Genomic DNA, 26,396 nt, shown 5'->3' with positions numbered 1-26,396 from the left:
AGATCGCTGGCCATATTGGCCTTATCATTTTTGTTTACACGAGGGGAACTGGGGATGAACCTACATGAGTATCAGTCAAGGGAAATACTTGCCAAACATGGCATTCCTATCCCACCCGGAATATTGGCAAGAAGCGTGGAAGAGGCTGTTGAGGCAGCCTCTTCTCTTGGTTATCCTGTAGTAATTAAGGCTCAGGTGCATTCTGGAGGGAGAGGCAAGGCTGGCGGTATAAAGCTGGTAAACTCGCAGCGAGAGCTTGAATATGTAGCTCCAACTATACTAAGCATGAATATAGGCGGCCGCCCTGTTAGTGCTCTTTTGGTTGTTCCCGCTGCCGATATACAAAAAGAATATTATCTCAGCGTAGTGTTAGATAGGGAGCTGAAAACCTTCACCCTTATTGCCAGTGCTGAAGGCGGGGTAGATATAGAAGAGGTTGCTCGCGAACATCCTGATAGCATCTTGAGAGTGCCCGCCCATCCTTGGCTAGGACTACAGCCTTATCAAGCAAGAGAGCTAGCCTACAAAGTGGGTTTCGAGGGCTCGCTCGTTAGGACTTTCGTAGAAATAGCAATGTCTCTCTACAGATGTGCTCTGGATGTGGAAGCTAGTCTTGTGGAGATAAATCCCCTGGCCAAGGTTTCCTCTGGTGATCTGATAGCGCTGGATTCCAAGATCGTCGTGGATGATAACTCTCTATTTAGACATCCAGATATAGCTGAGATGAGAGATCTAAGCCAGGAGGAGACTGCTGAGGTAGAGGCCTCTCGAGTAGGTATAAGCTACATAAAGCTCGATGGTAACATCGGATGTATGGTTAACGGAGCTGGTCTAGCAATGGCTACCATGGATCTCGTAAAGCTATATGGGGGTAGTCCAGCTAACTTCCTCGATATAGGTGGTGGAGCGCATGCTGATCAAGTTGAAGCTGCGATGAATATCATTCTATCTGATGAGAAGGTAAGTGCGGTCTTGATCAATATATTTGGTGGCATAACGAGATGTGATGATGTGGCTCGTGGGATAGTAGAGGGGCTTAGAAACATCAAAAGAGGAGTGCCTATAGTGGTCAGGTTGGTAGGAACCAATGAGGAGGAAGGTCATAGGATACTTGAGGATGCAGGACTTAGATCCCTATCCTCTTTGGAAGAAGCTGCCAAGCTGGCTGTTGAACTTGCCTCCAAGAGCACGGTCTCTAGATAACTCCGATTAATCTAAGTGGGGAGATGTGGCGTGAGCATACTGGTAGACAAGAATACGAGGCTTCTTGTGCAGGGTATAACCGGTCGGGAGGGATCCTTTCATACCCAGCAGATGGTTGAGTACGGAACCAACGTAGTGGCTGGTGTGACGCCAGGAGCAGCAGGGCGGGAAGTTTGTGGGGTTCCTGTCTACAACACTGTAAGAGAAGCTGTGGAGGCCACGGGCGCTAACACCTCGATAGTCTATGTTCCTGCACCTTTTGCCCCTGATGCGGTCTACGAGGCTGCCTCAGCTGGAATATCCCTCATAGTGTGCATAACTGAGCACATACCAGCTGTTGATGAGGTAAAGATGTACCATTATGTCAGGGAGAAGGGTAGTAGACTGATAGGCCCTAATTGTCCAGGGCTGACTACGCCAGGGGAAGCCAAGGTAGGTATAATCCCAGGCAATATACACAAGCGTGGGCCAGTAGGCATAGTATCCCGCTCTGGCACACTAACTTATGAGGCGGTGGCTGCCCTTACAGCGGCTGACATAGGACAAAGTACGGTCGTGGGTATAGGTGGTGATCCTATTGTGGGCACAAGCTTTCGTGAAGTGCTAGAGATGTTTGAAGATGATCCCGAGACGCACGCCGTGGTACTTATTGGAGAGATCGGTGGGAACGCCGAAGAGGAGGCTGCAGAATACATAAGACAGATGACGAAGCCCGTGGTTGCCTTTATAGCGGGTCGCACTGCACCTCCTGGCCGTAGAATGGGACATGCAGGGGCGATAATAAGCGGTGGTAGTGGTACAGCAGAGAGCAAGATTCGAGCTCTTGAAGGTGCCAACGCTCATATAGCTGAAACGCCATCGCAAATAGCAGAGCTTGTTGAGGTTGCCCTGGCTGGCGCCTAATTTCACGTTTCACGTGAAACCTTTCGCTAAGATATAGAGAGTAATTTGTTGTAAGGAGTGGATTTCAGGGTATGTTTCACGTGAAACAGGGAAAGCTCAAGATAGCCCCTTCTATACTTTCGGCCGATTTTACGAGGCTTGGAGAGCAGGTACAAGAAGCTGAAGCCGCAGGTGCTGATTACATCCACTATGATGTTATGGATGGTCATTTTGTGCCCAATATATCCATGGGGCCGTACATAGCTGAAGCAGTAAAGCGCAGTACATCTCTGCCTTTGGATGTGCATCTTATGATAGAAGATCCCGATAGATATATCCCCGATTTTGTCAGTGCTGGGGCTGACATCATCACTGTTCATTATGAAGCAGTCGTGCATCTTCATAGGACAGTCATGAGGATCAGGGATCTGGGTGCTAAAGCTGGTGTAGCTATCAATCCTTCAACACCTCCATTCATGCTTGACGAGATCTTGCCCTTCGTGAATCTAATACTTGTTATGAGCGTCAATCCAGGCTTCGGGGGCCAACATTTCATCCCAACCTCTTTGCAGAAACTAAAGAGACTCCGTATGATGATCGACGATAGGCGCTATGATATAGAGCTTGAGGTTGACGGTGGTATAGATCCGAATACAGCTGAGCCGGTGGCTGCATCCGGTGCCAGAGTGCTGGTAGCTGGATCTGCTATATTTGGGCAAGGCTCAATAGAGGAGAATATACGCGCTATCAGGGAATCTGCCGAGCGTGGTTTAGCCAGGCAGGCCTTTTAGTTAGATTCAATATCCTCTCAAGGTATAATTGCTAGGATAGTTTTATGTTTCCTTAGCGACTGCTGGTTAGTAATACGAAGTTGAGTGGTATATTTCTAACGGGAATCAATCATACTACAGCTAACGCAGATATCAGGGAGAGGCTATATCTGTCTGATCCTGATATCGCGACTCTACTTGCCAAACTCAATCAAAGGTTTGAAGAGGCCGTGGTCCTCTCGACCTGCAACAGATTAGAGATATATATCTATGATTCGTCTCCTGACCATAGATACGTAGTTTCCTGCATATCCTCCTTGGTAAATGCTCCTGAGGAGCAGATAACATCTCATTCATACACGAAATCTGATCGCGAAGCCGTCTACCACCTTATGTCTGTAGCTGCTGGTCTTGATTCAGTGGTGCTGGGAGAGTCCCAGATATTAGGGCAAGTCAGACAGGCTTGGGAAAAGGCAGCTTCTCTGGATACCACTGGTCCTGTACTGAATACCCTGTTTAGGTATGCCCTCCAGGCAGGCAAAGATGTAAGAACGAAAGTGCCCATAGGAAGGGGTGCTACGTCGGTTGCGCACGCTGCGGTGGAGCTGACTAGGTCTCGCTTTGGCAGCTTGCGGGATCTCTGCGTAGTAGTGCTTGGCGCTGGAGAGATGGGAAGATTAGCTGCTAGAAACCTTAGATCGGCTGGCGTCAAGAGGATAACTATAATCAATAGAACCTACGAAAGAGCTAAGTTCCTAGCAGAAGACATAGGTGGGGAAGCTGTACCGATAGAAGATATGGATCTTGCTCTGGCTTCTGCTGATGTACTGATTACTTGCTCGCTCTCTCCTAGACCCCTAGTGCTTACCAGCCATCTGGAGCATGCAGTCAGATATAAGCAAGATCGACAGTTATTAGTAATAGACATCGCTATACCTAGGAATGTAGATCCCCAAGTACGTAGTCTGCCTTCCGTTAGCTTGTACGATATGGACGATATACAGGAGATATGTAATAGAAACAGGCATGCAAGGAAGATGGCAGCACGTCTAGCGCACAAGGAGCTGCAGTATTGGGTTGAGGAGTTCTTCAAGTGGCAGCATGAGAGGCTAGCTGTTCCTCTAATCCGAGATGTGCGTGGCAAGGCAGAGCAGATCCGTAAAGATAGGCTAGAGAAAACCTTCGGAATACTAAAGGACCTCACTGATGAACAGAGGTATGTAATAGATGCGATGAGCAAGTCCATAGTCAATGCCATACTTCACAATCCCACGATATGGATAAAGCAGGTAGAGGACGAGGACTTAAAGAGGCTCTTCGCGGACATGTGGGGGGTAAATCATGAAAATCCTGGCAAATAACTCCTCCAAATTGTTCCAACGTGCTCAGAAGGTGATGCCTGGTGGAGTGAGCAGCCCGGTTAGGGCTTTTAGAGCTGTAGGAGGAGAACCTATATTTATAGACAAGGCGCAGGGCTCTCGTTTATTTGATGTAGATGGCAAGGAGTATATAGACTTCGTTGGATCCTGGGGTCCCATGATCCTTGGTCATGCCCACCCCGAAGTGTTGAGGCTTATTCACGAAGCTGTGGATAAAGGTACGAGTTTTGGCGCACCTAATCAATATGAGCTGCAGCTTGCTGAGATGGTTACTAGTCTTGTTCCGAGCGTAGATGTAGTAAGGTTCGTCAATTCTGGAACCGAAGCTACTATGAGCGCGGTACGCTTGGCAAGAGCTGTAACCTCGCGAGATCTAGTAGTAAAGTTTGATGGCTGCTATCATGGACATGCAGATTTCTTTCTCGTTGCAGCTGGCTCGGGTGCCATGACTCTAGGGCAACCAGATAGCCTTGGAGTGCCCAATCAGATAGCTTCCCTCACAGCCTCTTTGCCTTACAACGACATTGAACATGTCACTACCTTTTTCCAAGAAAGAGGCAATGAGATAGCTGCAGTTATAGTGGAACCTGTTGCAGGTAATATGGGAGTCGTGCTACCTAAGCAAGATTTCCTTGCGAAATTGCGCGAGCTGACATCTAAATATGGTGCACTCCTTATATTTGACGAAGTTATCACTGGGTTCAGGCTATCGTTAGGTGGAGCACAGCAGCTATTTGATATAAAACCCGATATAACAACTCTGGGGAAGATAATAGGCGGAGGGCTTCCCGTTGGTGCCTATGGTGGGACTGCAGAGATCATGAACATGTTAGCCCCTAACGGTCCTGTTTATCAGGCTGGCACTCTGTCCGGTAACCCTATAGCAATGGCGGCAGGTTACAAGACCATTCATATACTACAACAGGATGAAGGTGTGTATGAACGCCTAGACTATATGGGATCATATCTAGAAAAAGGTCTCCAAGATGCCGCGAAGGATGCTGGTGTAGGGGTTACTATCAACAGAGCAGGTTCCATGCTAACTATTTTCTTCTCCAGCTATCCAGTTTCTAACTATCAAGATGCCAAGCGAAGCGATACCACTATGTTTGCTAAGTTCCATTCAAATATGCTGGCGCAAGGCATCTATTTACCGCCCAGCCAATTCGAGGCCTGGTTCTTATCCACTGCTCATACTCGCGAAGATCTAGATAGAACTATAGAAGCGGCCTACACAGCCCTTAAGAAGATATAACATCCTTGGCATAATTTTTGTATTACTTGATCCTATCTAGAGGTATATGCTTCCTGTAAGCTGTTGGAGCGTAGATATGAGCACCAAGGGTGAAGATCATTCCCACGAGCACTCAGGCATCATTCATAGGCTAGCAGACTTGCTGCATCTGCATACTCATGGAGACGAGTCTGAAAACTTCGATATCGAGGTGATCTCTTCCCAAGAAGGTATAAAAGCTCTAAAGATCTCACTACTGGTTCTTCTGCTGACCTCTATACTGCAGCTAGCTATTTATCTGCCATCGGGGAGTGTTGCTCTGCTATCGGATACTATACATAACTTCTCTGATGCCCTAACGTCTCTTCCCCTGTGGCTAGCTTTATCTCTTAGTCGGCGTCCACCTAATAGAAGCTATACCTATGGTTATGGTAGGATCGAGGATGTAGCTGGAGTCTTTATAGTACTTGTCATTGCTGCAAGCGCGCTTATAGCTGCTTACGAAAGCATACTCAAGTTCTTCCGTCCTCATGAGGTCAGGTACCCATTGCTAGTAGCTCTCGCCGCGCTCGTCGGCTTCTGTGGGAACGAATTAGCAGCTTGGATCAGAATCAGTACTGGTAAGAAGCTAGGTTCGGAGGCACTGATAGCTGATGGCAAACATGCGCAAGCCGATGGCCTTACATCTCTTGCTGTGCTTCTCGGGTCTTTGGGAGTGATACTGGGTTTTCCTCTGATTGATCCCATAGTAGGCTTGGTTATTGCGTTCTTCATAATCTTCATACTAAGGGATGTAGGTTTCAAGATGTGGTGGAGGCTTATGGATGCCGTAGATCCTTCGATATTGGATGCTATAGAGCGATCGGCAGGCAGCGTCGAAGGTGTACAGGATGTTCACGATATACGAGTAAGGTGGCTTGGGCATAATTTACAGGCTGAGATGCATGTTACCGTTGATGAGGATCTCCCAACTTACGCTAGCCATAAGATACTTGAGGATGTTAGACATAAACTGTTCCATGATATCCCCAGACTCGAGGTCGTAAACGTGCATGCTGATCCCTGTGGTCACAGCGGTGTTGACCACCATGAGCACACCTCTCACCATGTAATCAATAGATAAAAGGTACAATTTCCAACGTATTTACCCTCGTAAGTTATCATCTATGTTAGAATGTTTGCAGACCCCGAATAATTTGGAGATAAACAATAATTTTTGAAAAGATTTGCAGCGAGAAATTAGCGTTCGGGGTGCTCTCTTCTTTCTCGTTGTAGTGAGCAGGAGAGATGAGAGGATCAAGCATAACCTTTCTGTGGCCTTATATAGCACGCCGCCGTCATTGGATCATAGGGTGTCTATTCTTAGCAGCTGTGGGAGGAACAGCCAGCGCATTTAGCCCTTTTGTCTTAGGGCACGCGGTGGATGAGCTCAAGAAGGGCGTTAGGCTGGACGTTATCATCTTTTACGCAATTGGCTTGCTCGCACTCTCTGTGACCGTTGCTGTCTTCAGATACCTATTGCGTATGCTCACAGGTAATATGGCAGCTACGGTTACCTATGAGCTGGGTCAGGAATTCTTTCAGAAACTACTAGTTTTGGACCAAAAGAACTACGCTTTCTTTGGACGTGGTGATCTATTATCCAGGGGAACCATGGATTTCATCTACATATGGAGGTTCTTTAGTGCGGGCTTCCAGATGATGCTCCATTCCCTGGTGTTGTTGTTTGTAGGCGTAGTCTTGATGGCTAGCTCCAGCCTACCGTTAGCTGCTCTAGTTTTTATATCTCTAGCACTTATAATGATGGTTCAAATATTCAATGGGCCCTTCCTTGAGAGATCCTTTGACAGGGTGCAGCACGATGTTGGAAGGTTGTCGGCGTTCGTGCAGGAGCACCTGGGGGCTGTAAGAATGTTCAAGGCTTATTCCCAACTGAGGGAAGTCGTCGAAGCTTTCGAGGATGTAAACAGAGCTTATGCTAGAAGCTACACTATGTTCGCACTTCGTAGCGGGCTTTTCAGCCCGCTACCAGGACTGGTAGTGCGACTGAGTGCAGCGGTCGTCCTAGGAGTAGGAGGCTTCATGGTAATAAGAAACCTCCTAACTCTAGGAGAGCTCGTGCAGTTTGTGGTATATCTAAACCTCCTCAGCAATGCTGCTATCCAGATGAGCTCTGCTTACGAACGCCTACAGCAGGGTGCTGCAGCAACCGCGAGAGTTGCCGAGGTGCTCAGGCATGAGCCACATGTAAAAGATTTGCCAGAGGCTACCGAAGTCGACATAAAAGGTAGCGTTGCTATGAGGGATGTTGGTGTACGAGCAGGCGGTAGATGGGTGCTGAAGGATGTGAATTTTGAGGTTCCAGCTGGTAGTACGGTTGGTATAGTTGGACCTACCGGCTCTGGCAAGTCAACTTTGCTTTCTCTGATAGCGCGAGTACAAGATCCAGATTCCGGGTGTGTTCTTGTAGATGATAGAGATATTCGGACGATCAAGCTAGATTCCTTGCGAAAAGCTATAGCCCTTGTCCCGCAGCAGACGTTTTTGTTTGAGATGACCATTCGAGAGAATATAACCATTGGGCTTGAGAAAGTCACAAAAGAGGATTTGGAATATGCAGTCAACACTTCTAGGTTGGTCAATGATATGCCTCAGTTTCCTAATGGCCTAGATACCATGGTAAGCGAAGGTGGCAGTAGCCTTTCAGGTGGTCAAAGACAGAGAACATCTATAGCTAGAGCTTTAGTTAGAAAGCCTAAGATACTGCTTTTGGACGATGCTTTTGCAAGTGTAGATGCGCATACTGCTACTCAAATAATACAAGGTCTAACACGCAAGGATCTTACTAACGGCTATAGGCGTACTACTTTTATCGTCACTCAAAACCTCCTGGCTGTAAGGCATGCCGATGTGATCTTGGTGTTGGATAACGGCAGGATAGTAGAACAGGGCACTCACGAAGAGCTGGTGGAGTTGGGTGGGCTCTACGCTAACATGTATGCCAATCAACATAGAGAGAGAAGTAACAGATTGGATGATGCTGTTTCTAGTGCGGGTGTGCAGATAGAAGATACTAGGAGAGAGGTAAAGACCGCCAGATGAGCAGCAAGACTTATGTGCAGGAAAGAGAAAGGGTAGGTGTACGCCAGTTATCACAGGATACTGCTCTGCTGTGGCTGATCATAACCACTATGGCTCCTTACTGGCGGCTTATCTTAGTTGCTTTGCTTATGCTTGGCGGAGTGGCAGTACTTGCAGCTGTTCCTCCTTACCTCCTTCAATTGGTAATAGATGGTCCAATAAGGACTGGAGATACAAGTGATCTTTTACCTCTGGCTATACTATATGCCATCACAGTCCTGGTGAGTTTTGGCTTCCAGTTCGGGCAAACATACTTATTGCAGAGCAGTGGTCAGAAGGCTTTGGCTGATCTCAGAAAGCGAATGCTGGATCATATGCTCAAGCAGAATATGGATTTCTTCAATAGGCACAGTGTTGGGGAGCTAGTGCAGCGGATTACTGGCGATGTTGATGCCCTCAACTCTTTGCTTTCCACCAGTGTTGTGATGATACTAATAGATAGTGTCACTTTAGTCACTGTGGTAGTGGCTATGTTCCTGGTGAACTGGCGGTTAGCGTTGCTTGCACTGGCAATACTACCTTTCTTAGCGGTAATCACGGTCTTCTTCAGGCGACGTATAAGACGCACCTCGGATGTGGAGCGCAGTCTGAACTCTATGGTCAGTGGATACTTGAACGAGCAGATTCAGGGAATGTTGCTCGTTCAGCTGTTTCGCAATGAGAAGAGAAGCATGGCAGGCTATCAGGACCTCAATGCTAGGTACAGGAGAGCTTTGCTCTGGCAGCGTAAGGAGAGCGCTCAGTTTCTATCAGTCCAGGAAATAATAACGGCTGTAGCCTTAGCATCGTTGCTCTATTGGGGTGGTAAGGGTGTGCTGGCAGGCTGGGCCTCGCTAGGTGTTCTCGTGGCATTCGTACAGTACACGGAGCGCGCGTTCCAACCTGTTCTAAGACTATCTGAGCAATACAACAACGTACAGATAGCCCTGGCTGCTGCTGAAAGGGTAGCTAGGCTCCTGTCCGTTGAACCCTCGATTAAGGATCCTCAAAAGCCTGTGCCTCTAGGTGAGGTAAGAGGAGAAATAGAATTCAGGGATGTCTATTTCGGCTATAACCCTGAGGAGCCGGTACTCAAGGGAATAAATCTCCATATTAAGCCTGGACAGAGCGTAGCAGTTGTGGGTCCAACTGGTGCTGGCAAGAGCTCATTGGTTTCTCTACTCGCAAGATTCTACGACCCTCAAAAGGGACAGATCCTGCTAGATGGCAAAGATATAAGGACCCTCAAACTTGATGAACTTAGACATGCCATCACGGTTGTGCCTCAAGATCCCATATGTATAGCAGGCACGATTACAGATAATATCCGGCTATACGACTCTTCGATATCCTTTGAGGAGGTTCGAAGAGCTGCGGAACAAGCGAACGCTGCAGAGTTTATAGAACAGCTTCCCGAGAAGTACGATACCCTGGTCGAGCCAGGTGGAGAGAATCTTTCTATAGGTCAAAGACAGCTTCTGTCACTCGCTAGGGCTATAGCACTCAGCCCCAAGGGTGTTCTAGTGCTAGACGAGGCTACCTCAAGCATAGATACTGCTACCGAAGCACTAATCCAGGATGCTTTGCAAAGAATTCTGAAGAATCGAACAAGTATTATCATAGCTCATAGGCTCACGACGATCAGGAACGCTGATAGAATAATAGTACTCGAGAGAGGTCGAATAGTTGAGGATGGTACTCATGAAGAGCTGCTGGCACGGGGTGGCCACTACGCAAATCTATACAACCATCATATGCGTATCCTGATGGGGGTGGCTTAGCAGCTGCCTAATTAGATGCTCCAATGAGCAACTTTCCTGATACGCCAGATAAAAATACTCCTTGCCAAGTTACTCTTAGGTTCTACGCAGAGCTAAACGATTTCCTACCTGCTGACAAGAGGCAACAAGATTGGCTGATAGATCTCGATAGAAGGACGTCGATCAAAGACCTTGTAGAGTCTTTAGGCGTACCCCATACCGAGGTTGACCTGCTGGTTGCTAATGGAGACATCATAGATTTCTCCTACGTTCCCAAGTGTGGTGACAGGATAAGTGTATATCCAGAATTCAGATCTTTATCCTTGGGTCATCATCTCAAGCCTGATCTAGATCCAAATCCAAAGTTTGTTCTAGATGCTCATCTGGGCAAGTTGGCTGGTTATCTTAGGATGCTAGGATTCGATACTATCTATGATCCCGACTCTTCAGATCTGGATCTGGCGTTTGCCTCAAAGGCCGATGGCAGAATACTTCTTACAAGGGATATTGGGCTCTTGAAGAGAAAAATAGTTTTCAGAGGTTATTATGTGAGAGAAACCGAACCGAAGAGGCAGATCATAGAAGTGATAAAGCAGTTCAAGCTGCTTGATAAGATCAATCCTTTTGGTAGGTGTGCGCACTGCAATGATCTACTGATAGATGTCCCTAAGCGTGAGATCATTCATCTTCTACTGCCAAAGACCATACTTTACTACGACGAGTTCAGGAGATGCCGTGGTTGTGGGAAGATCTATTGGAAGGGAAGTCACCATGAGGCTATCCTGAGGCTGATTGAATCCATTCAAGAAGAAGTGAGCTTAGAACCAAAAAGGCTTCAGACTTCGTAGTAAATATTGGAGATAGCATAGAAGTAGATACGAGGTCCGATTTCATGAAGAAGAGACTACTAAAGATAGTACTCTTGTCATTAACTCTTATTAGCTGCGGAGCGTCTAGTGAGGCTACCCCTACCTTGCCAGTATCTCAGGGATTACCTTCGATTGTCCCTACTACTATTTCCATGCCTACGCCTATTCCCACAGAGGAACACATAGCCAGTCCCACCCCTGTGCCATCGATTAGCCCAATTACCACTCCAACGGTCACGGAGATATCGCCGAGTCCGGCTGCCAGCACGCCTCCAACGGGTAGTGAGTATTCCATTACTGTTACTGCGAAGGGACTCGCGTTTGATGTGAAGACTATAACTGTGCAACCCGGACAGTTGGTTGTTATTAAGTTCAAAAACGAAGACTCTGTTCCTCACAACATGGCTTTTTACACTGATAAAACTGCTAAGGAAAAAATATTTGTGGGAAAGATAATCAATGGCCCTAGCAGCACGACATATCGGTTTAAAGCTCCAAACAGACCTGGGAACTACTTCTTCAGATGCGATGTTCACCCTCAGATAATGACGGGCACATTTATCGTACAGGCCAAAGAGCCAGGTTATTAGGGAAGAATTTCCTCTTCTCCGGATTCTTCTTCGAACTCTATTGTTATGACTTGAGCTATGTTAGACCATGGAATGAATATCTGGCCTCCATCTTCACCCTCGACTCCATCCAGTAGGAGCCCTATCTCATTGTGGTCAACTACGTACCCCTGGACTATCAGATCGTCCTCATCTTCTGCAAGAGGGTTATGGATCTGGAGGACTTCAACGCTCATGCCGTGACTAAAAAACTCTTGTGTCACCGTATGGTCTCCTATGAGTTATATGGTTGTCCTAGTTGTGAATAGGCAATAGTAATAATAACCTATCGATGAAGCGCTCACATAGTCTTTATGAGGGTGTCTATTATCTGTCCGTCCTGCATTCTATAGAGTACATCAGCATACTCTTCTACCGCTGGATCGTGAGTTGCCATTACTAACGTCACTTTCGATTCATCCACAACCTTTCTAAGAAGGTTTAGGACCATCTGTCCAGTTTTACTATCCAGCTCTCCCGTTGGCTCATCAGCAATCAGTATCTTAGGTCTCGTGACTAAAGCCCTAGCTATAGCAACTCTTTGCTGCTGGCCTCCAGACATCTCGTATGGCCTGTGCTCAGCCCACTTAGCCAGCCCTACAAGAGATAGGGCTTCCATCACTCGCTGCTTACGCTCTCTAAGGCTATACTTGCCGGCTATCCTTAGGGGGAGTTCTACGTTCTCAGCAGCAGACAGTATCGGTATAAGCGCAAATGACTGAAATACGAAACCAAATTGGCTACGCCTCAACTTAGTTAACTCGCCTTCAGAGAGGTTGCTAAGGGATTGTCCTGATATAAATACCTCTCCAGTTGTAGGTCTATCTAGCCCCCCTATGATGTTGAGCAATGTTGTTTTCCCTGAGCCCGAGCGTCCCATCAGAGCCACGAACTGTCCTTCAGGCACAGTCAAATTTATTCCCCTGAGAGCTTGCACCTCTTCGCTGCCTACCTTATATTTCCGAACCACGTCTACAACCTGTATGGCAGGCTGTTTAAACCCATCCTTGTCCAATAACCAGCTATCAGGGTGTGTCTGGGAACTTGATTCGGGCCTCATTTCTGTTCACTCTCTCCTTTACTTCCCATCGGTAGGAATTTTCTTATACGTGATACTAAGTTCTGCTTCTTAGGCGGTGGTTCATCTTCATCTACCAGAGGCTGAACCGTAGTAACTTCTTCTCCTGGCACGGGCCGGATAACTATACCGTCTGGTAGGGTCTCAAGTATCACTCTTCTCCCGATACGATATAGCTCTCTATACTCCTCTGGTACTTGCAATCTCCCTGCGGGATCTAAGACGGTGTACTCTATGAAATGATGCTGTTCTTCCTTAGCCTCATCCTCTTTCTCTGTTTCGACTACTTGTCTTAGAGTCTCGGTACTAGTCTTGCCATCTCTTATTGCTACAGTACGAGATACGTGGCGTGAAATCTGGGGGTCGTGGGATACTATTACAACTGTTATCCCATACATTTCATTCAACTTATGGAAGATATCGAATATAGTCTTGGCCGTAGCTGAGTCCAGCTCTCCTGTGGGCTCGTCAGCCAATAGTAATTGGGGCTTGTTGGCTAGAGCAACCGCTATCGCTACCCTTTGTTGCTCACCTCCAGACAGCTGCGCCAGCTTATGCTTCTTGCGATTTCCAAGCCCCACTACCTCAAGGAGCTCATTAGCCCAAGCCTTTCTCTCCGCTGGCTTGATGCCTGCCATTAGCATGGGCAACTCCACGTTTTGTTCTGCGTTCAAATAAGGCACCAAGTTTCTAGCTACCTGCTGCCATACGAACCCCACCACGTGTCTTCTGTAGTGATTCAGCTGCCTGTCGCTAAGCTTTAGCAGCTCCTGTCCAGCCACCACCACCCGGCCAGCGGTAGGTCTGTCGAGTCCACCAATAACGTTCATGAGGGATGTCTTCCCCGAACCCGAGGGGCCGACAAGTGCCATGACCTCGCCTCGCTCGACAGTTAGATCTAATCCTTGTAGGGCTAGGACCTCAACCTGTGCTAGCTTATAGATCTTGACTAAGTTTTCGCATATTATAATTGGCTCACTCATACCGACTCCCCTAGCTTCACTGCCTGGAAGATCTTCATTCTAAGTAGCAGCATTGCCAGCATGACCAGCGCTAGACCAAGCAGCACAGCAAATATAAGATAGATAAGCATCAGTCTGTCCCAAGCTATAAGCACCAGAAACGGTGGAGTTTGTGGATGTTCCCCGGTACTCACCTGTAAGAACGGTATGAACATATCGCTGACAAGCACTCCCAGGACAGTTCCTATAACTACACTAAGTCCTATGATAATGAGCTGCTCGCAGGCTAGCATCGCAGCCATCTGACCAGTCGATAGCCCTATAGCTCTGAGGGTCCCTAGCTCTACGAACCTTCGCCTGAAGGATACTATCGAGTAGAAAAGAAAGCCAAGCCCTGTAAGTATTGCTGAGGCAAGGAACCCTACCGATAATAATCCGTACAATCCTTGGCGCTCCGGCCTCCCTTGATCTGATTCTATCTCAGGCTGAGCTACATCCGTTACTATACTTCGGAATCCAAGCTTGGTTGTGGATAGCTCGATCTGTTCCTTGGTGGTACCCGGCTTTACCTTAAGCCATACTTCATAGGGGAATTCCCCTCCTTCTCTTTGAAATATGTAGTCGATGTTTCCTACAAAGAATGGCCCGTCCTCAGGATAAAGCGTCGGGAAGTAATTTAGCTCACCCACTATAGTAAATGGGACTGGCTTAGACTCTTCTACATCCCAGAGGTTAAGTGTGATCTTAGATCCTATGCTTAGTCCTTGCTCTCGCATGAAGTCTCGGCTAACCAATAACCCATCCTCGAACGTGCCTAATGCATTCATTAGATATCCCAGAGGATAAGTGGCATAGTCATCTCTCCAATAGGCTATCTTGGGAAATTCCATTCTATCTATGCCTAGTAATGTGCCACGCTGACGTGAGTTGCCAACGACTGCCTCCGTATCGCTTCTCGTTACCCTCATGGCATTCTCGACTCCAGGTACTTTCAGATACTCAGTCACTGGCAGAAATAGCCACTTGGGAGTGCCTTCGTCCTGCTGTTCGGGCTGTTGTTGTGATGATCCACCCCCGGGTCCTGCGGAGGAAGGCTCAGTGCTCTGTCCTAGATCTGCTAGTCTCATATCGGCGCCTATATCGTAGTAGACGCGATCGTAAGTATGTCGATCTAGGGTCTTAGCCATGGAGGCGGTGAAAGTAGCCAGGCTAAGAGTCAGGACTATAAGCATGACAGGTCCGGAATACGCCCTGGGGGTACGTGTCAGGTACCTAAGAGCCATAACACTGGAGATGCCTTTTAACCTCCCGATAAGCTGCGCGATGAACCCCAATACAATCGGTAGAATACGCATGCTAAGGAGCCCTAATGCTAGAAGCCAGAGCACGGGAGTAAGTATGAGTAATGGATTCTTGAATGGATCATCAGAAGGTAACCCTTCTCCTAAGAAAGAGATTGTGCCCCTCTGCTTGAGCTGTTGATATCCATACCAGGCGGGTATGAGCAACAGAATATCCAGATATATCTTCTGCCAAAACGGGGCTCCAAGTGACCTGGCGCGCTCTCTCTTGTACGAGATTATAGTATGGCCTGCTGCACCTACTGCGGGAACCACGCTGGCTATCAGCGTCAATACCATGACCCAAGTACCGGCCCTGATGCTCTCTGGAGACAACTCCACAGGGAAATCGTACCTAGGTATGAAGTCGAGGAAAGATCTGGTCCATCCCATTGCTAGCGCTGTGTACTGTCCGAGGCCGAGCCCGAGAACTAGTGCCAGTATTCCAAGCCCTAAGCTTTCCAACAAGAAAATGCCTAATATGCCTGACCTTGAGATACCTCTACTACGTAGTACCGCGATCTCGTTTTGCTGTCTCTGTACTGCCATACTAGTGATCATTATGATGAAATAGGCTATAAGCCCAAGTATCGGTATGCTGAATACTATTAGGCTTAACGTAAGGAACCTTACTTGTGTATGTTGCTCAGTAAGGGCATCTTCTGGAGATACTCTAAGCTCAACTGCGGGCAGAAGGGTCGCAGCGTGACGCTCTACCCCTTGCATACGGCCAATCAACTCCTGAGCGTGTCTGCTACGAACTGAGGTCCCATCCAGTACGTAGTACCACAGCGCCATGTATATACCGTCGTTTGGATGGGTACGAAGTATCCTCTGTGAAAAGGTTTGCTCCGGAACCATGAGCACGTCCTGCAGGGACTGAGGACGAATAAACCAATATGAGTCAGAAGGGTCTATAGGCTCCCAGATACCAGATATCTTTATGGGCAGCCTAAGTAAATTATCTCCAACGCCTTTTTCCATTACTATGTAGTTCTCGCCAACATGTAGGCCTAGCTTGTCAGCCAAACCTTCATGTACTAGAACCTCTACTGGGCTATTGCTATCGTTACTTGCGATCTTGGGCCATCTTCCCTCTACGATCCTGACCTTCTTTTCCAGGCCGCTGGCAAATCCCACGCTTACCCACTCAAGTTGCTCCTCGCCCTTCTCTTCTTTGTAGGCGGTACCTTCAGGTGCAAGTAAGCGTATCTTATCGGTGGTTACGTATCTCACATAAACTAGCGGTGGCAAGCCCAAGTCTCGGGCTCCGTATTTAGTAAAGTACTCATCTGCGCTTCTGAATCCAGATATTGGCACTCTTTGCTCGTTTGAGGCTACAGCCATGAACATGTAGGAGAACGGGGGTCTTAGGTTACCTTCCTGTTCTTCCAGAAGCTCTGTGCGCAGGATTCTATAGCCTACCGCATCAGCGTATAGAGGGATGCTTACCACTAGGGTGATGGCAACTATGAACCCTGCAAGCAGAGCAAGCACAAGCCCGAGATAACTTTTTTGTCTCAGGAAGGCTATCTTGACGATACCTAGTAAGTTAAGCAGCCAGTACACGGACAACCCTCTCCTCTTGGGTTAGTTCTATTGTCCCACCACTTTTTGGCCTTCCTTCAGACCACTTGTTATCTCAACTTTATCCTGGCTTTGTATACCTAGTTCCACATCCACTCTCCGTTGACGGTCTCCTTCTTGCACTACCACAAACTGCCTACCTTGGAATGTCCTGATAGCCTGCGGAGGAAGCCATAGTACGTTGCGTTTCTGTTGTAATATGACGGTGATATTTGCTATATCACCGATATCTACGTCTAGTCCATCTGGGTTGTAGCTTATACGTATTGCTCCACCACTGCCCTGATCACCTGTGGGTAGCATTCTGATTTCGCCACTTACCACTTTGTCGGAATAGCGCAGAAACCTTATCTGTACCTTCTGATGGGGACTAAGTTGAGAGAGCTCAGCGCTAGTGGTATTGTCTACTCGTATCTCCTTCTCACCAGGATCCATTATGGTCATGACTGACTGGAATGGCTGCACTGGATCTCCCGGCTTTATATTCACGATCTCGACAACACCGTTGAAAGGAGCATAGATCCTTCCGGCGTCTATTTGGTCTTTTATCCTTTCGTAGTTTAACCTGGCTTGAGCTACCTGTTTTTGAAGCTCCTCATTGGTAGCTTTCTTTATCTGATCTAGCTTGATTTGTGCTCTCTTTACAGCTATCTCAGCAAGTTTTCTATCTAGCTCACTCGTAGCCGCCTCCAACTTAAGTTGTGCCTCCTGGAGGTCTAGCTCGGCCAGAGCCACATCTGTCTGGTGTTGATTTTGATATTGCTGTAGCGCTAGGTTTGCCTGATCCAACTCAAGCTGTGCTTGCTCCAGTTGCTTAACAAGGTCCGACTGGTCCAACTCCGCAAGTAGTTGTCCCTTACGTACTTTGTCTCCTACTTCGACGTTGACTTTCAAAACATTGCCCGACTTCGTAAACTGTAGATCCTTCTCGTTTACCGCTGAGACCCTGCCAGTAAGCCTAAGAAGCTCAACTATATCACCTCGTTTGACGGTGTAGATGGGCTTCTCGACCTCTGGCTGTGGAGGTAGTGGGGTTGGTGTAGGTGGTACTTGTGCAACTCCTGGAACACTACATCCAGATAAAACAAAACAGAATACGGAGAACACCATAAAATAAATAGCTACCCTCAGGCTCTTTCCTGCTTGCTTGAACATAGCTCCCCTTTCATATTCCTAATAGTCCCAGGTGTCAAGTTGTATCTAATTTTGGCCGTTATTTTATCATCTAACATAAATTTTGTATATCTTATCTGCTAATTATGGCAAACCTTACGAAATGCAGCACAATCGTGGGGAATATTATAAATCGATTTATGACCAAGGTTAATAGTTTGAAAGAAACGAATCTTATAGTACGTACATGATAGCTGGGACGTAAATATATTTACGTCCCAGCTATCAAAGAAGTCTTAGCGCTCTACGTCTTTGAGATCTACGACAGTTCCCTGCTGAGCCGATAGATATGCAGCCCTGAGAATAGCTAGATTATGCCTTGCCTTGGCTAGATTTGTGGGAGCGTCCTCGCCTTGTGCCCAGGCGTTGAATATATCTTGTAGCACACCATGAAAACCCTCTTGGAAGTTATCGTCGGCATAGCTTAGAGGCAGCCATTGTCCTATCTTGTTTTCATATATCTCGACAAATGGTGCTTCTATCTTGAATCTTATACTACCGAGCTTTCCATGTACTTCATGTACGAATGCTCCACCTCCATTGACCGCCCAAGCTACTTCAACTACGGTAGTAGCGCCGTTCTCATGGGTGAGCATCACTACAGCAAGATCGTCCACATCTTGCTCTCGTACATAACGCCCGACCCTTGCGTAGACCTTTATTACTGGGCTTTGAGCTTCCGCTTCTGCTACGTACATGTTGTGGTAACCATTGTCCAGGAGCACACCGCCCCCACCTCTTGTGGACTGCGTTCTCCAGTCGGGATTAGAAGGATCCTTGCCCTTGTAGTGACTACCGGCAAGACCCTCACTCCTCACAAGAAATACCTCTCCTACACGGCCTTCCTGAATTGCTCTTAGAGCATATCTCATGGGGCGGCTGTAAGTGTAATTATGGATGACTGCCAGCTTTACGTTATGTTCCTTAATGACTGCTCCTATACGATCGACCTCCTCCAATGTGGCAGCCAAAGGTTTCTCAGATATCACATTCACGCCAAATCTAGCTGCATCTGTGATAGCCGGTTCATGGAGGTGATGCGGGAGGGCTATAAGTACTGCATCCAGATTTGGCGTATTCTCTAGTAGGTCTTTCCAGGAGCTATATTGCCCACTTACTTTATAGTTGAGGACATTTTCTATAGTTGCCCGTCGCTCAGGGCTAGGATCCGCCAGGGCTACCACCTCAGCAACATGCCTCATATTACTTAGTGCTGGTGCATGCCCCTCCTCCACGATCCTGCCGCAGCCTATTATGCCTATCTTGAAGCTCATATCGATCACCTGTACCTTATAGATATTCCAAGTTTATCTTGCACGAAGTCTCGACACTGCTTCAGACTTTGGTAGGGAGTACTGGTTGACTGGTCAATCTCCACGGTAAGCCATCCATCGTATCCTACGTCTTGTAGCGCCTGCATTATCGGAACAAAATCGATCGTCCCGAGCCCTAGCTCACAAAATATAGGCAAAGCTTCCGTCCCAGAGAAAGCTGTGAATACGCTCGGATCAGGATTCTCGGGGGTTAGGTCCTTAAGATGCATGTATCTCATCCTGTTCCCGTATCTTCTTATGATCTCTGCCGCATTCATACCCGCAGCCGTCAGGTGAGCCGTGTCAGGGCAGAAGAAGACGTATCTGTCGTCTGTCATCTCCATTACGGCATCGAGCTCATCTTCATCCTGAAGCTCAGTACCTAAATGTGGGTGCACGCATGCAAGCACCCCTAAGTCGTACGTTCTCTTGGCAGCTTCGTTGATTGTCTTTGCCATTTGCTTCAGTCCTTCAAGGCTGGTCTTGCCTTCCCTAGGTCCTCCTGGGCCAAATACAATGCGGTCAACGCCTAACTTCGATAGAAACTGCGCTACTCGAGTGTTATAGGCAATGACTTCTGCCTCTTTGGAGGGATCACTGAATCTACCACCTCCATACAGAGCCGACAGCTCCAGATCATAAGATCCTAGAAGTTCCCTAAATTCCTCTACCCTGTTTTCGTATTCCAGTGCTTGGTGAGTAAAAGTCTCGCAAGCTTGGAAGCCTAACTCTGAGGCCTCCTTCATGCCTGTCAATAGATCGTTCCCCCAGGTAATGAGATGACAGGATATCCGATTGTTCATCATATTCCACCTTTCTCGATGTTTGATTTACAAGCTTTAGGTATCCTGTATGGGATCACTTCCATCTGTTTGCTTCAGGATCCTCTGTATCATAATCTAGAGGTTCAAGTTCTTCCCAGACCCCTGCAGGTATATGAGTGTTTACTAGGTCTATAGTTTGCCTAATTCTTTCAGGCTTGCTCATACCAACAATGGTGGATGTTATTCTTGGATCCCTTAGAGAGAAGTGAAGAGCCACAGCAGCTATCGGCACGCCATATCTCTTACAAACTTCATCTATAACTCTTACTCTATTCAATATCTTGTCAGGGGCTTCTTGGTAGGCGTATCTAGGATAGGCATCTGGCCCTTTGGCAAGTATACCGCTGCCATAGGGAGCTGCATTTACAACTGCCAAGCCCTTCTTATGGGCGAGGTCTATCAATGGTTCAGCACTTCTGTTGATCAAGGTATATCTATTGTGAGTTATTACAGCCTCAAACACATCTAGCTCTACGTAACGTATCATCATGTCAATAGGTCCGCCCGCGATGCCTATATGTTCAATGACCCCTTGGTCTTTATAAGCCACTAGGGTATCAATAGCTCCGCCTTTCGATGTTATGTATTCGAACGTAGAGTGCTCAGGATCATGCAGGTATACGAGCTGGAGTTTATCCAGCCCCAATAAATTTAGGCTTCTCTCTATAGATCTCTTGATCTGCTCTCCGCTAAAGTCACCTGTCTGTAAGTTACGATCTGCCTTAGTTGCCAGCACGTAGTTTGGTGGGAGTCCGCCCATCTCTCTTATAACGATACCTATACGCCGCTCGCTCTCACCGTCTCCATAGGCTGCAGCTGTATCCATGAAATTTATTGGGCTTTTGAATGCTTCCCTAATAGTTTGCAGGGCTATTTCTTCTTCTACCGAATAGGCAAAAGTCTCTGGCATGTTGCCTAGCTCTGCACAGCCCACACATATCGGCGTAACTTGTAATCCTGTACTACCCAATGGCCTTAGAGGGAGTGTTTGCTGCTTCTCCAATGCATCGCCTCCGTTTTAGAATTTGACCAGAAACCGGACAATCAATAAGATAATCCAATTAGCGGGAATATATCTAGAGATAAGTTTGGAGGGGGAAAATGCAGACCTTGAGAGTATTGTTTGTGGGTGGGCCCATGTATGATCCTCTTTACACACGCCTTAGGGAGTTCGAGGATGCTCACAACATCAAGGTAGAGATAGTAGCCACCCTTATTCATCCGGAGCTTAACAGGACGATTGCTAGGGAGTTTAGTGAGGGTACTGCAGATTACGACCTGATATCCACCCACACTAAGTATGCTCCAAGTCAGATGCAGTGGCTTACCCCAGTGGATGATGTATGGTCTATAGATGAACTCTCTAAGTTCAATCCCATGACCCTGGAGTTAGCACGAATTAATGGGGAGCTTTATGGTATACCCAGGAATCTTGACGTCAAGTTACTACACTACAGATCGGACATGATAAGTACCCCTCCTAGAACATGGGAAGAATTGTACGAGCTTGCGGTGGCGCTTAGAAAGGAAGATTTCTATGGCTTTGTCTTCCCTGGGAAGGAATCTGGGTTATTCGGCCACTTTTTCGAGTTGACTGCGATGGCCGGAGGTAATCTTTTCCCCAATCCTGAACTGCCAGAACCAAATGCTACTACTGAGGCTTCCAAATGGGCTATCACTTTGCTGAAGAATCTTTACACCCGAGCTGCTCCACCACAAACTCCAGACTGGCATTATGACGAAGTAGCCCAGTGCTTTCGAGAGGGATTAGCGGCGATGAGTACCGATTGGCCTGGAGGCTTTTATACTTACGAAGATCCCAAACTGAGCAAGATAGTAGGTAAGTATGACCTGTCTATGTATCCTCAAGGCGTAGCTGGGCGCAAGGTTTACTCTAGCAGCCATACCTTTGCCATACCTGTCACAGTAAAGGATAGAGCGGCTGCTGTCGAGCTCCTGCGTTTTCTAACATCTCGAGAGTCGCAGGCTTTTGAGGCCAGGTTTGGGACTTTGCCTGCGAGGCAGGACTCTCTTGAAGATGCAGAGAGTGAATGCGAACCTGGTACCTTACAGAGCAGAAGATGGTCATTACTGGAAGAAACTAGCAAATTCGCCTTGTTACCGCCTAAACACAAAAACTATCCATTTGTTGAAGACGTTATCTGGCAGAACGTCAGACAAGCGCTTATTGGGAATATAGACGTAGACCAAGCTCTTGAGAACATAAACAAAGAGGGATCAGCTGCGGCCAGAGGAGAGTCTTAAGGGTGTCCGTCTATAAAGTTCTTATAACAGATGCAGAATATCCAGATCTCTCGGACGAGCAGCGCTTGCTGGAAGAAGCAGGGTGTCAAGTATCTATTGCTCAGTGCAGGTTACCGGAAGAAGTCATTCTAGCCGCTAGAGATGCTTTCGCGCTAATGGTACAGTATGCTCCAATAACTTCTGATGTCATCCATGCCTTACCTAATTTGAAGTTAATAAGCAGGGCAGGGGTGGGGGTGGATAGTGTTGACCTAGATGCAGCTAAGGAGAAAGGCGTATGGGTGGCCAATGTGCCTGATTATGGTGTGCACGAGGTAGCGTCGCATGCAGCAGCAATGATTTTGTCCCTACTGCGGCATGTATGCTTCCTAGATAGGAAAGTTAGGGAAGGGGTATGGCACTACCTTTCGACCGGGGAGATTCACAGGATAAGTAGTCTAACTTTGGGGGTTGTTGGCCTAGGCAGAATAGGTAGAACTCTGGCCAGCATGATGTTGCATGTTTTTGGAAGAGTCATAGGTTATGATCCCTATCTGCCTGCTAACGCATGGCCAGAGGGCGTTGACAGAGTAGATCTAAGAGATCTATTCATGAAGAGTAACGTGGTATCTTTACACCTGCCGCTAACGAAAGAAACGAGCAACATGGTCAACAGAGAGTTTCTTGCCCTGATGCCCGTTGGAAGCTACCTGGTAAATACTGCTCGTGGTGGGCTGGTGAATATGGAGGATCTAATATACTTTCTGGATAGCGGTCATCTGGCAGGTGCAGCTCTAGATGTGCTACCTAAGGAACCTCCTGTAGCTGGAGATCCCATTATCCATCACCCAAAGATCATAATCACTCCTCATGTGGCTTGGTACTCTGAGGAGTCCGAGAAGGAACTAAGATATAAATGGGCCATGAATGTAGTAGCCTTTCTGAAGAATGGCAGTCCTTTATATCCAGTAGTGATGCCAGTAGAAAGATCAAGCTGAATATAGGAGACTAGGTATGATCCTTACACGACATTGGGATGATGACGGCCCTAGGTGGGCCCTTGATGGATACTATATGCCTAGGGCATTCAAACTAGAGATGCTCATGCAGGTTCCTGCCGCCAATTTACAAGAGGTGCTTTACCGCCTGTCCACAGGTCAAGAAGCTGATGGACATATATTGGCCCCTATAGAACCTAATCAAGAAGTCTGGGCCAGTGGGGTGACTTACCTAAGAAGCCGCGAGGCAAGAAAGGCTGAGTCCGAGAGGGGTGATATATACGATGATGTCTACGATGCAGAAAGACCTGAATTGTTCTTTAAGGCCATTGGCTGGAGGGTAGTTGGTGATGAGGGTACTGTTGGCATAAGGTCTGACAGCGCCTGGAATGTTCCCGAACCTGAATTGGTGCTGTTGATCAATAACCAAATGGAGATAGTGGGTTACACTGCAGGTAATGACATGTCGTCGAGAGATATAGAAGGAAGTAATCCCCTGTATCTTCCACAAGCCAAGGTTTATGAGAGATCGTGTGCGATAGGCAGGGGAATCAAGATAAGCCCTGAGGGAGAGATCAGCAGCATTGATATACGCCTCACTATATACAGAGCGGGCAGCTGTGTGTTTGATGCCGAAACTAATACTGCTCAGATGAAAAGAACCCTGAAAGAATTGGTGGCCTATCTGGGCAAATCTATGTCCTTTCCCTACGGCGTGTTTCTGATGACCGGTACAGGGATCGTTCCCGATGAGGACTTTACGCTGCTAGAAGGCGATGAGGTTCGTGTAAGGGTGGGTGAGATACAGCTAACCAATAGAGTCATAACCATACCAGATAAAACTAGATTGACGAGGTGATAAGCCATGAGGCTTGAAGGTAAGAGGGCTATAGTCACGGGGGCCGGATCAGGGATAGGTAAGGCTATTGCTAGCAGATTCGCTCAGGAAGGAGCCCGAGTAGTCATAGCTGATATAGATCTGGAAGCTGCAGAAATAGTTGCCAAAGAGCTCGGTGATAACACAAAGCCCTATAGGGTTGACGTGAGTAAAGCAGAAGAAGTGCATAAACTTATAAATCATGTCGTGGACGAATGGGGGGGATTGGACATAATGGTCAACAATGCTGGAGTGGGTGTAGCTGCGACCACCACCGAGACATCTGAAGAAGACTTTGACCGCATAATAGCCATAAACCTCAAAGGAACCTTCCTTGGCATGAAGTACGCGATTCCGGCTATACGGAATTCTGGTGGTGGTTCCATAATAAATATTGCCTCCGTGGCTGGCCTTGTGGGTGTCCCGGAGAGGGCTGCTTATTGCGCATCTAAGGGGGGTATAGTGGCTCTTACTAGAGCGGCTGCTATAGATCATATATCTGAAGGTGTGCGTATAAATTGCATCTGTCCGGGCACCGTTCTGACGCCTTGGATTGAGCGCATAACGGCTAATTACCCTGACCCCGAGGCTGCGAGAGCTGCTATGGAAGCACGGCAGCCTCATGGCAGGTTCGTGATGCCTGAGGAGATAGCTGCCATGGCAGCCTTCCTGGCTTCTGATGAGGCCGGATCGATCGTAGGCGCGGCCATGGTAGTTGATGGTGGAATGACGGCTAAATAGGCTGATCATATATAATTTTGCAATCCACTTTGTAAGGAAGGTGCCGCAAGTGTCCGTCACTATAACTGATATAGAGACTTATGATATCAGGTTCCCTACGTCTAGAAATCTCGACGGTTCTGATGCTATGAACCCCTCTCCAGATTACTCGGCAGCTTATGTGATACTGAAAACCGATAGCCCTGATGGTCTGGAAGGACACGGCTTAGCGTTTACCATAGGTAGAGGCAATGAGATAGTGGTAAGCGCTATTCAAGCACTCAGCTACCTGATACGTGGGCTAACCCTGGAATACATAACTTCGGATATGGGTACCTTCTGGTACAGGTTGGTTGGTGATAGCCAACTACGCTGGATAGGTCCCGAGAAAGGAGCTATACACCTGGGACTTGCCGCGCTGGTAAATGCTGTCTGGGACTTATATGCAAAGGCCGAGGGTAAACCCCTCTGGAAATTGTTAGTTGACATGACCCCAGAACAAATAGTGTCCTGTGTTCCTTTTAGGTATATCAGAGATGTTCTCACTCCCCAGGAAGCTCTTGAAATACTCAAGTCTAATGAACCCACTAAGCACATAAGGGAACGCGAGATGCTTGAGAGGGGCTTTCCCGCTTACACTACTTCCGCGGGCTGGCTGGGCTACTCTGATGATAAGCTTGCGGCTCTCTGCAGGAGATGCGTGGAAGAAGGATGGTCGCACTTCAAGATGAAGGTGGGCGCTAATCTTGAAGATGACATAAGGCGTGCATCCCTAATTAGGGACATAATAGGCTATGATTGTGCGCTAATGATGGATGCCAATCAGGTCTGGGATGTCGACCAGGCAATAAGTTGGATGAAGGAGCTTTCCAAATTCAATCCAGTATGGATTGAAGAGCCCACTAGTCCGGATGATATTCTTGGGCACGCCAGGATAGCCAGAGAGATAGCACCTGTGGGTGTAGCTACTGGTGAGCATTGTCACAACAGAGTTATGTTCAAGCAATTCATGCAGGCTAACGCTATTGATTACTGTCAAGTTGATGCCTGTCGGCTTGGAGGGGTAAATGAGGTGCTGGCTGTACTACTCATGGCAGCCAAGTTTGGAATTCCTGTTTGTCCTCACGCTGGTGGAGTGGGCTTGTGTGAGTATGTTCAACATATATCAATATTTGACTACATATACGTGAGCGCCTCACTTGAGAACAGAGTGCTCGAATACGTTGACCATCTTCACGAGCACTTTGTCGATCCAGTAGTTATCAGAAATGGTAATTACATGCCTCCTACATCGCCAGGATACAGCATAACCATGAAGAAGGAATCGCTGGAGCAATATCAATATCCCACGGGAATAGTTTGGTCTCTAAGCGAATCCCAGTCTAGAAAGACTATGTAATCCTCTACTTGTGTGGCCTATAGGACCCTTCTACTTGATAACAGGTCCTATAGGCC

23 protein-coding genes are annotated in these 26,396 nt (G+C 47.5%); 15 read left to right on the top strand and 8 right to left on the bottom strand.

Going from position 1 to position 26,396, the window contains the following annotated elements:
- Positions 1 to 54 precede the first annotated feature (54 nt).
- The 10 genes from sucC to TTER_RS15220 all read left to right on the top strand — a co-directional run bounded on the left by sucC (position 55) and on the right by TTER_RS15220 (position 11,807).
- Complete coding sequence (gene sucC / locus TTER_RS01435; RefSeq protein ID WP_012874246.1) at positions 55 to 1,203, top strand: ADP-forming succinate--CoA ligase subunit beta; 1,149 nt, start codon at positions 55 to 57, stop codon at positions 1,201 to 1,203.
- A 30-nt stretch (positions 1,204 to 1,233) separates the two neighbouring features.
- Positions 1,234 to 2,106, top strand: a complete 873-nt coding sequence (gene sucD, locus TTER_RS01430; RefSeq protein WP_012874245.1) for a succinate--CoA ligase subunit alpha — start codon at positions 1,234 to 1,236, stop codon at positions 2,104 to 2,106.
- A gap of 71 nt (positions 2,107 to 2,177) precedes the next feature.
- Positions 2,178 to 2,876, top strand: coding sequence for a ribulose-phosphate 3-epimerase (rpe, locus tag TTER_RS01425; protein ID WP_012874244.1), 699 nt, complete (start codon positions 2,178 to 2,180; stop codon positions 2,874 to 2,876).
- A gap of 80 nt (positions 2,877 to 2,956) precedes the next feature.
- Entirely contained in the window at positions 2,957 to 4,216 is a 1,260-nt protein-coding gene (gene hemA, locus TTER_RS01420) for a glutamyl-tRNA reductase (RefSeq protein ID WP_012874243.1), read from the top strand.
- Positions 4,197 to 5,489, top strand: a complete 1,293-nt coding sequence (hemL, locus tag TTER_RS01415) for a glutamate-1-semialdehyde 2,1-aminomutase (RefSeq protein ID WP_012874242.1) — start codon at positions 4,197 to 4,199, stop codon at positions 5,487 to 5,489. Before hemA ends, hemL begins: the two co-directional genes overlap by 20 nt.
- A gap of 76 nt (positions 5,490 to 5,565) precedes the next feature.
- Entirely contained in the window at positions 5,566 to 6,591 is a 1,026-nt protein-coding gene (locus TTER_RS01410; protein ID WP_012874241.1) for a cation diffusion facilitator family transporter, read from the top strand.
- A gap of 164 nt (positions 6,592 to 6,755) precedes the next feature.
- Complete coding sequence (locus TTER_RS01405) at positions 6,756 to 8,570, top strand: ABC transporter ATP-binding protein (protein WP_012874240.1); 1,815 nt, start codon at positions 6,756 to 6,758, stop codon at positions 8,568 to 8,570.
- A complete protein-coding gene (locus TTER_RS01400) occupies positions 8,567 to 10,369 on the top strand; it encodes an ABC transporter ATP-binding protein (RefSeq protein WP_012874239.1) in 1,803 nt (600 codons plus the stop codon). The genes TTER_RS01405 and TTER_RS01400 overlap by 4 nt, the downstream gene beginning before the upstream one ends.
- Before the next feature lie 23 nt (positions 10,370 to 10,392).
- Complete coding sequence (locus tag TTER_RS01395; protein ID WP_012874238.1) at positions 10,393 to 11,196, top strand: Mut7-C RNAse domain-containing protein; 804 nt, start codon at positions 10,393 to 10,395, stop codon at positions 11,194 to 11,196.
- Between the two features lie 44 nt (positions 11,197 to 11,240).
- Positions 11,241 to 11,807 (top strand): cupredoxin domain-containing protein, encoded by a 567-nt coding sequence (locus tag TTER_RS15220; protein ID WP_012874237.1) that lies wholly within the window; start codon positions 11,241 to 11,243, stop codon positions 11,805 to 11,807.
- Here TTER_RS15220 and TTER_RS01385 read toward each other — a convergent pair.
- From TTER_RS01385 to TTER_RS01350, 8 genes are all read right to left on the bottom strand, one after another.
- On the bottom strand, positions 11,804 to 12,049 hold the full coding sequence (locus TTER_RS01385; RefSeq protein WP_012874236.1) for a hypothetical protein: 246 nt from the start codon (positions 12,047 to 12,049) through the stop codon (positions 11,804 to 11,806). The two genes, TTER_RS15220 and TTER_RS01385, sit on opposite strands and share 4 nt — an antisense overlap.
- Before the next feature lie 77 nt (positions 12,050 to 12,126).
- Positions 12,127 to 12,885, bottom strand: coding sequence for an ABC transporter ATP-binding protein (locus tag TTER_RS01380; protein ID WP_012874235.1), 759 nt, complete (start codon positions 12,883 to 12,885; stop codon positions 12,127 to 12,129).
- Positions 12,882 to 13,886 carry an ABC transporter ATP-binding protein gene (locus TTER_RS01375; RefSeq protein ID WP_012874234.1) on the bottom strand — a complete coding sequence of 335 codons (1,005 nt, stop codon included), beginning with the start codon at positions 13,884 to 13,886 and terminating at the stop codon, positions 12,882 to 12,884. Before TTER_RS01375 ends, TTER_RS01380 begins: the two co-directional genes overlap by 4 nt.
- On the bottom strand, positions 13,883 to 16,774 hold the full coding sequence (locus TTER_RS01370; RefSeq protein WP_012874233.1) for an ABC transporter permease: 2,892 nt from the start codon (positions 16,772 to 16,774) through the stop codon (positions 13,883 to 13,885). Before TTER_RS01370 ends, TTER_RS01375 begins: the two co-directional genes overlap by 4 nt.
- A 27-nt stretch (positions 16,775 to 16,801) precedes the next feature.
- On the bottom strand, positions 16,802 to 17,947 hold the full coding sequence (locus TTER_RS01365) for an efflux RND transporter periplasmic adaptor subunit (protein WP_012874232.1): 1,146 nt from the start codon (positions 17,945 to 17,947) through the stop codon (positions 16,802 to 16,804).
- 254 nt (positions 17,948 to 18,201) lie between these two features.
- Positions 18,202 to 19,239 (bottom strand): Gfo/Idh/MocA family protein, encoded by a 1,038-nt coding sequence (locus TTER_RS01360; RefSeq protein WP_012874231.1) that lies wholly within the window; start codon positions 19,237 to 19,239, stop codon positions 18,202 to 18,204.
- Between the two features lie 5 nt (positions 19,240 to 19,244).
- On the bottom strand, positions 19,245 to 20,084 hold the full coding sequence (locus TTER_RS01355; protein WP_148211862.1) for a sugar phosphate isomerase/epimerase family protein: 840 nt from the start codon (positions 20,082 to 20,084) through the stop codon (positions 19,245 to 19,247).
- A 52-nt stretch (positions 20,085 to 20,136) separates the two neighbouring features.
- Positions 20,137 to 21,105, bottom strand: coding sequence for an aldo/keto reductase (locus tag TTER_RS01350; RefSeq protein WP_012874229.1), 969 nt, complete (start codon positions 21,103 to 21,105; stop codon positions 20,137 to 20,139).
- 98 nt (positions 21,106 to 21,203) lie between these two features.
- Between TTER_RS01350 and TTER_RS01345 the strand changes: the two genes are divergently transcribed.
- From TTER_RS01345 to TTER_RS01325, 5 genes are read left to right on the top strand one after another with little or no spacing between them, the layout of a single operon-like run.
- Complete coding sequence (locus TTER_RS01345) at positions 21,204 to 22,367, top strand: extracellular solute-binding protein (RefSeq protein WP_012874228.1); 1,164 nt, start codon at positions 21,204 to 21,206, stop codon at positions 22,365 to 22,367.
- Positions 22,368 to 22,369: 2 nt separating this feature from the next.
- Positions 22,370 to 23,344: a C-terminal binding protein gene (locus tag TTER_RS01340; protein WP_012874227.1), complete on the top strand. Its 975-nt coding sequence runs from the start codon at positions 22,370 to 22,372 to the stop codon at positions 23,342 to 23,344.
- 16 nt (positions 23,345 to 23,360) lie between these two features.
- The gene (locus TTER_RS01335) at positions 23,361 to 24,203 is read left to right on the top strand and encodes a fumarylacetoacetate hydrolase family protein (RefSeq protein WP_012874226.1); all 843 of its coding nucleotides are present in this window, start codon (positions 23,361 to 23,363) and stop codon (positions 24,201 to 24,203) included.
- Between the two features lie 6 nt (positions 24,204 to 24,209).
- Entirely contained in the window at positions 24,210 to 24,962 is a 753-nt protein-coding gene (locus tag TTER_RS01330) for an SDR family NAD(P)-dependent oxidoreductase (RefSeq protein ID WP_012874225.1), read from the top strand.
- Between the two features lie 49 nt (positions 24,963 to 25,011).
- Entirely contained in the window at positions 25,012 to 26,340 is a 1,329-nt protein-coding gene (locus TTER_RS01325) for an L-fuconate dehydratase (protein ID WP_012874224.1), read from the top strand.
- Positions 26,341 to 26,396: the final 56 nt, after the last annotated feature.

Source organism: Thermobaculum terrenum ATCC BAA-798, assembly GCF_000025005.1.
In the GTDB taxonomy this organism is placed as follows: domain Bacteria; phylum Chloroflexota; class Chloroflexia; order Thermobaculales; family Thermobaculaceae; genus Thermobaculum; species Thermobaculum terrenum.
This window is presented reverse-complemented; position numbering and strand designations above follow the sequence as displayed.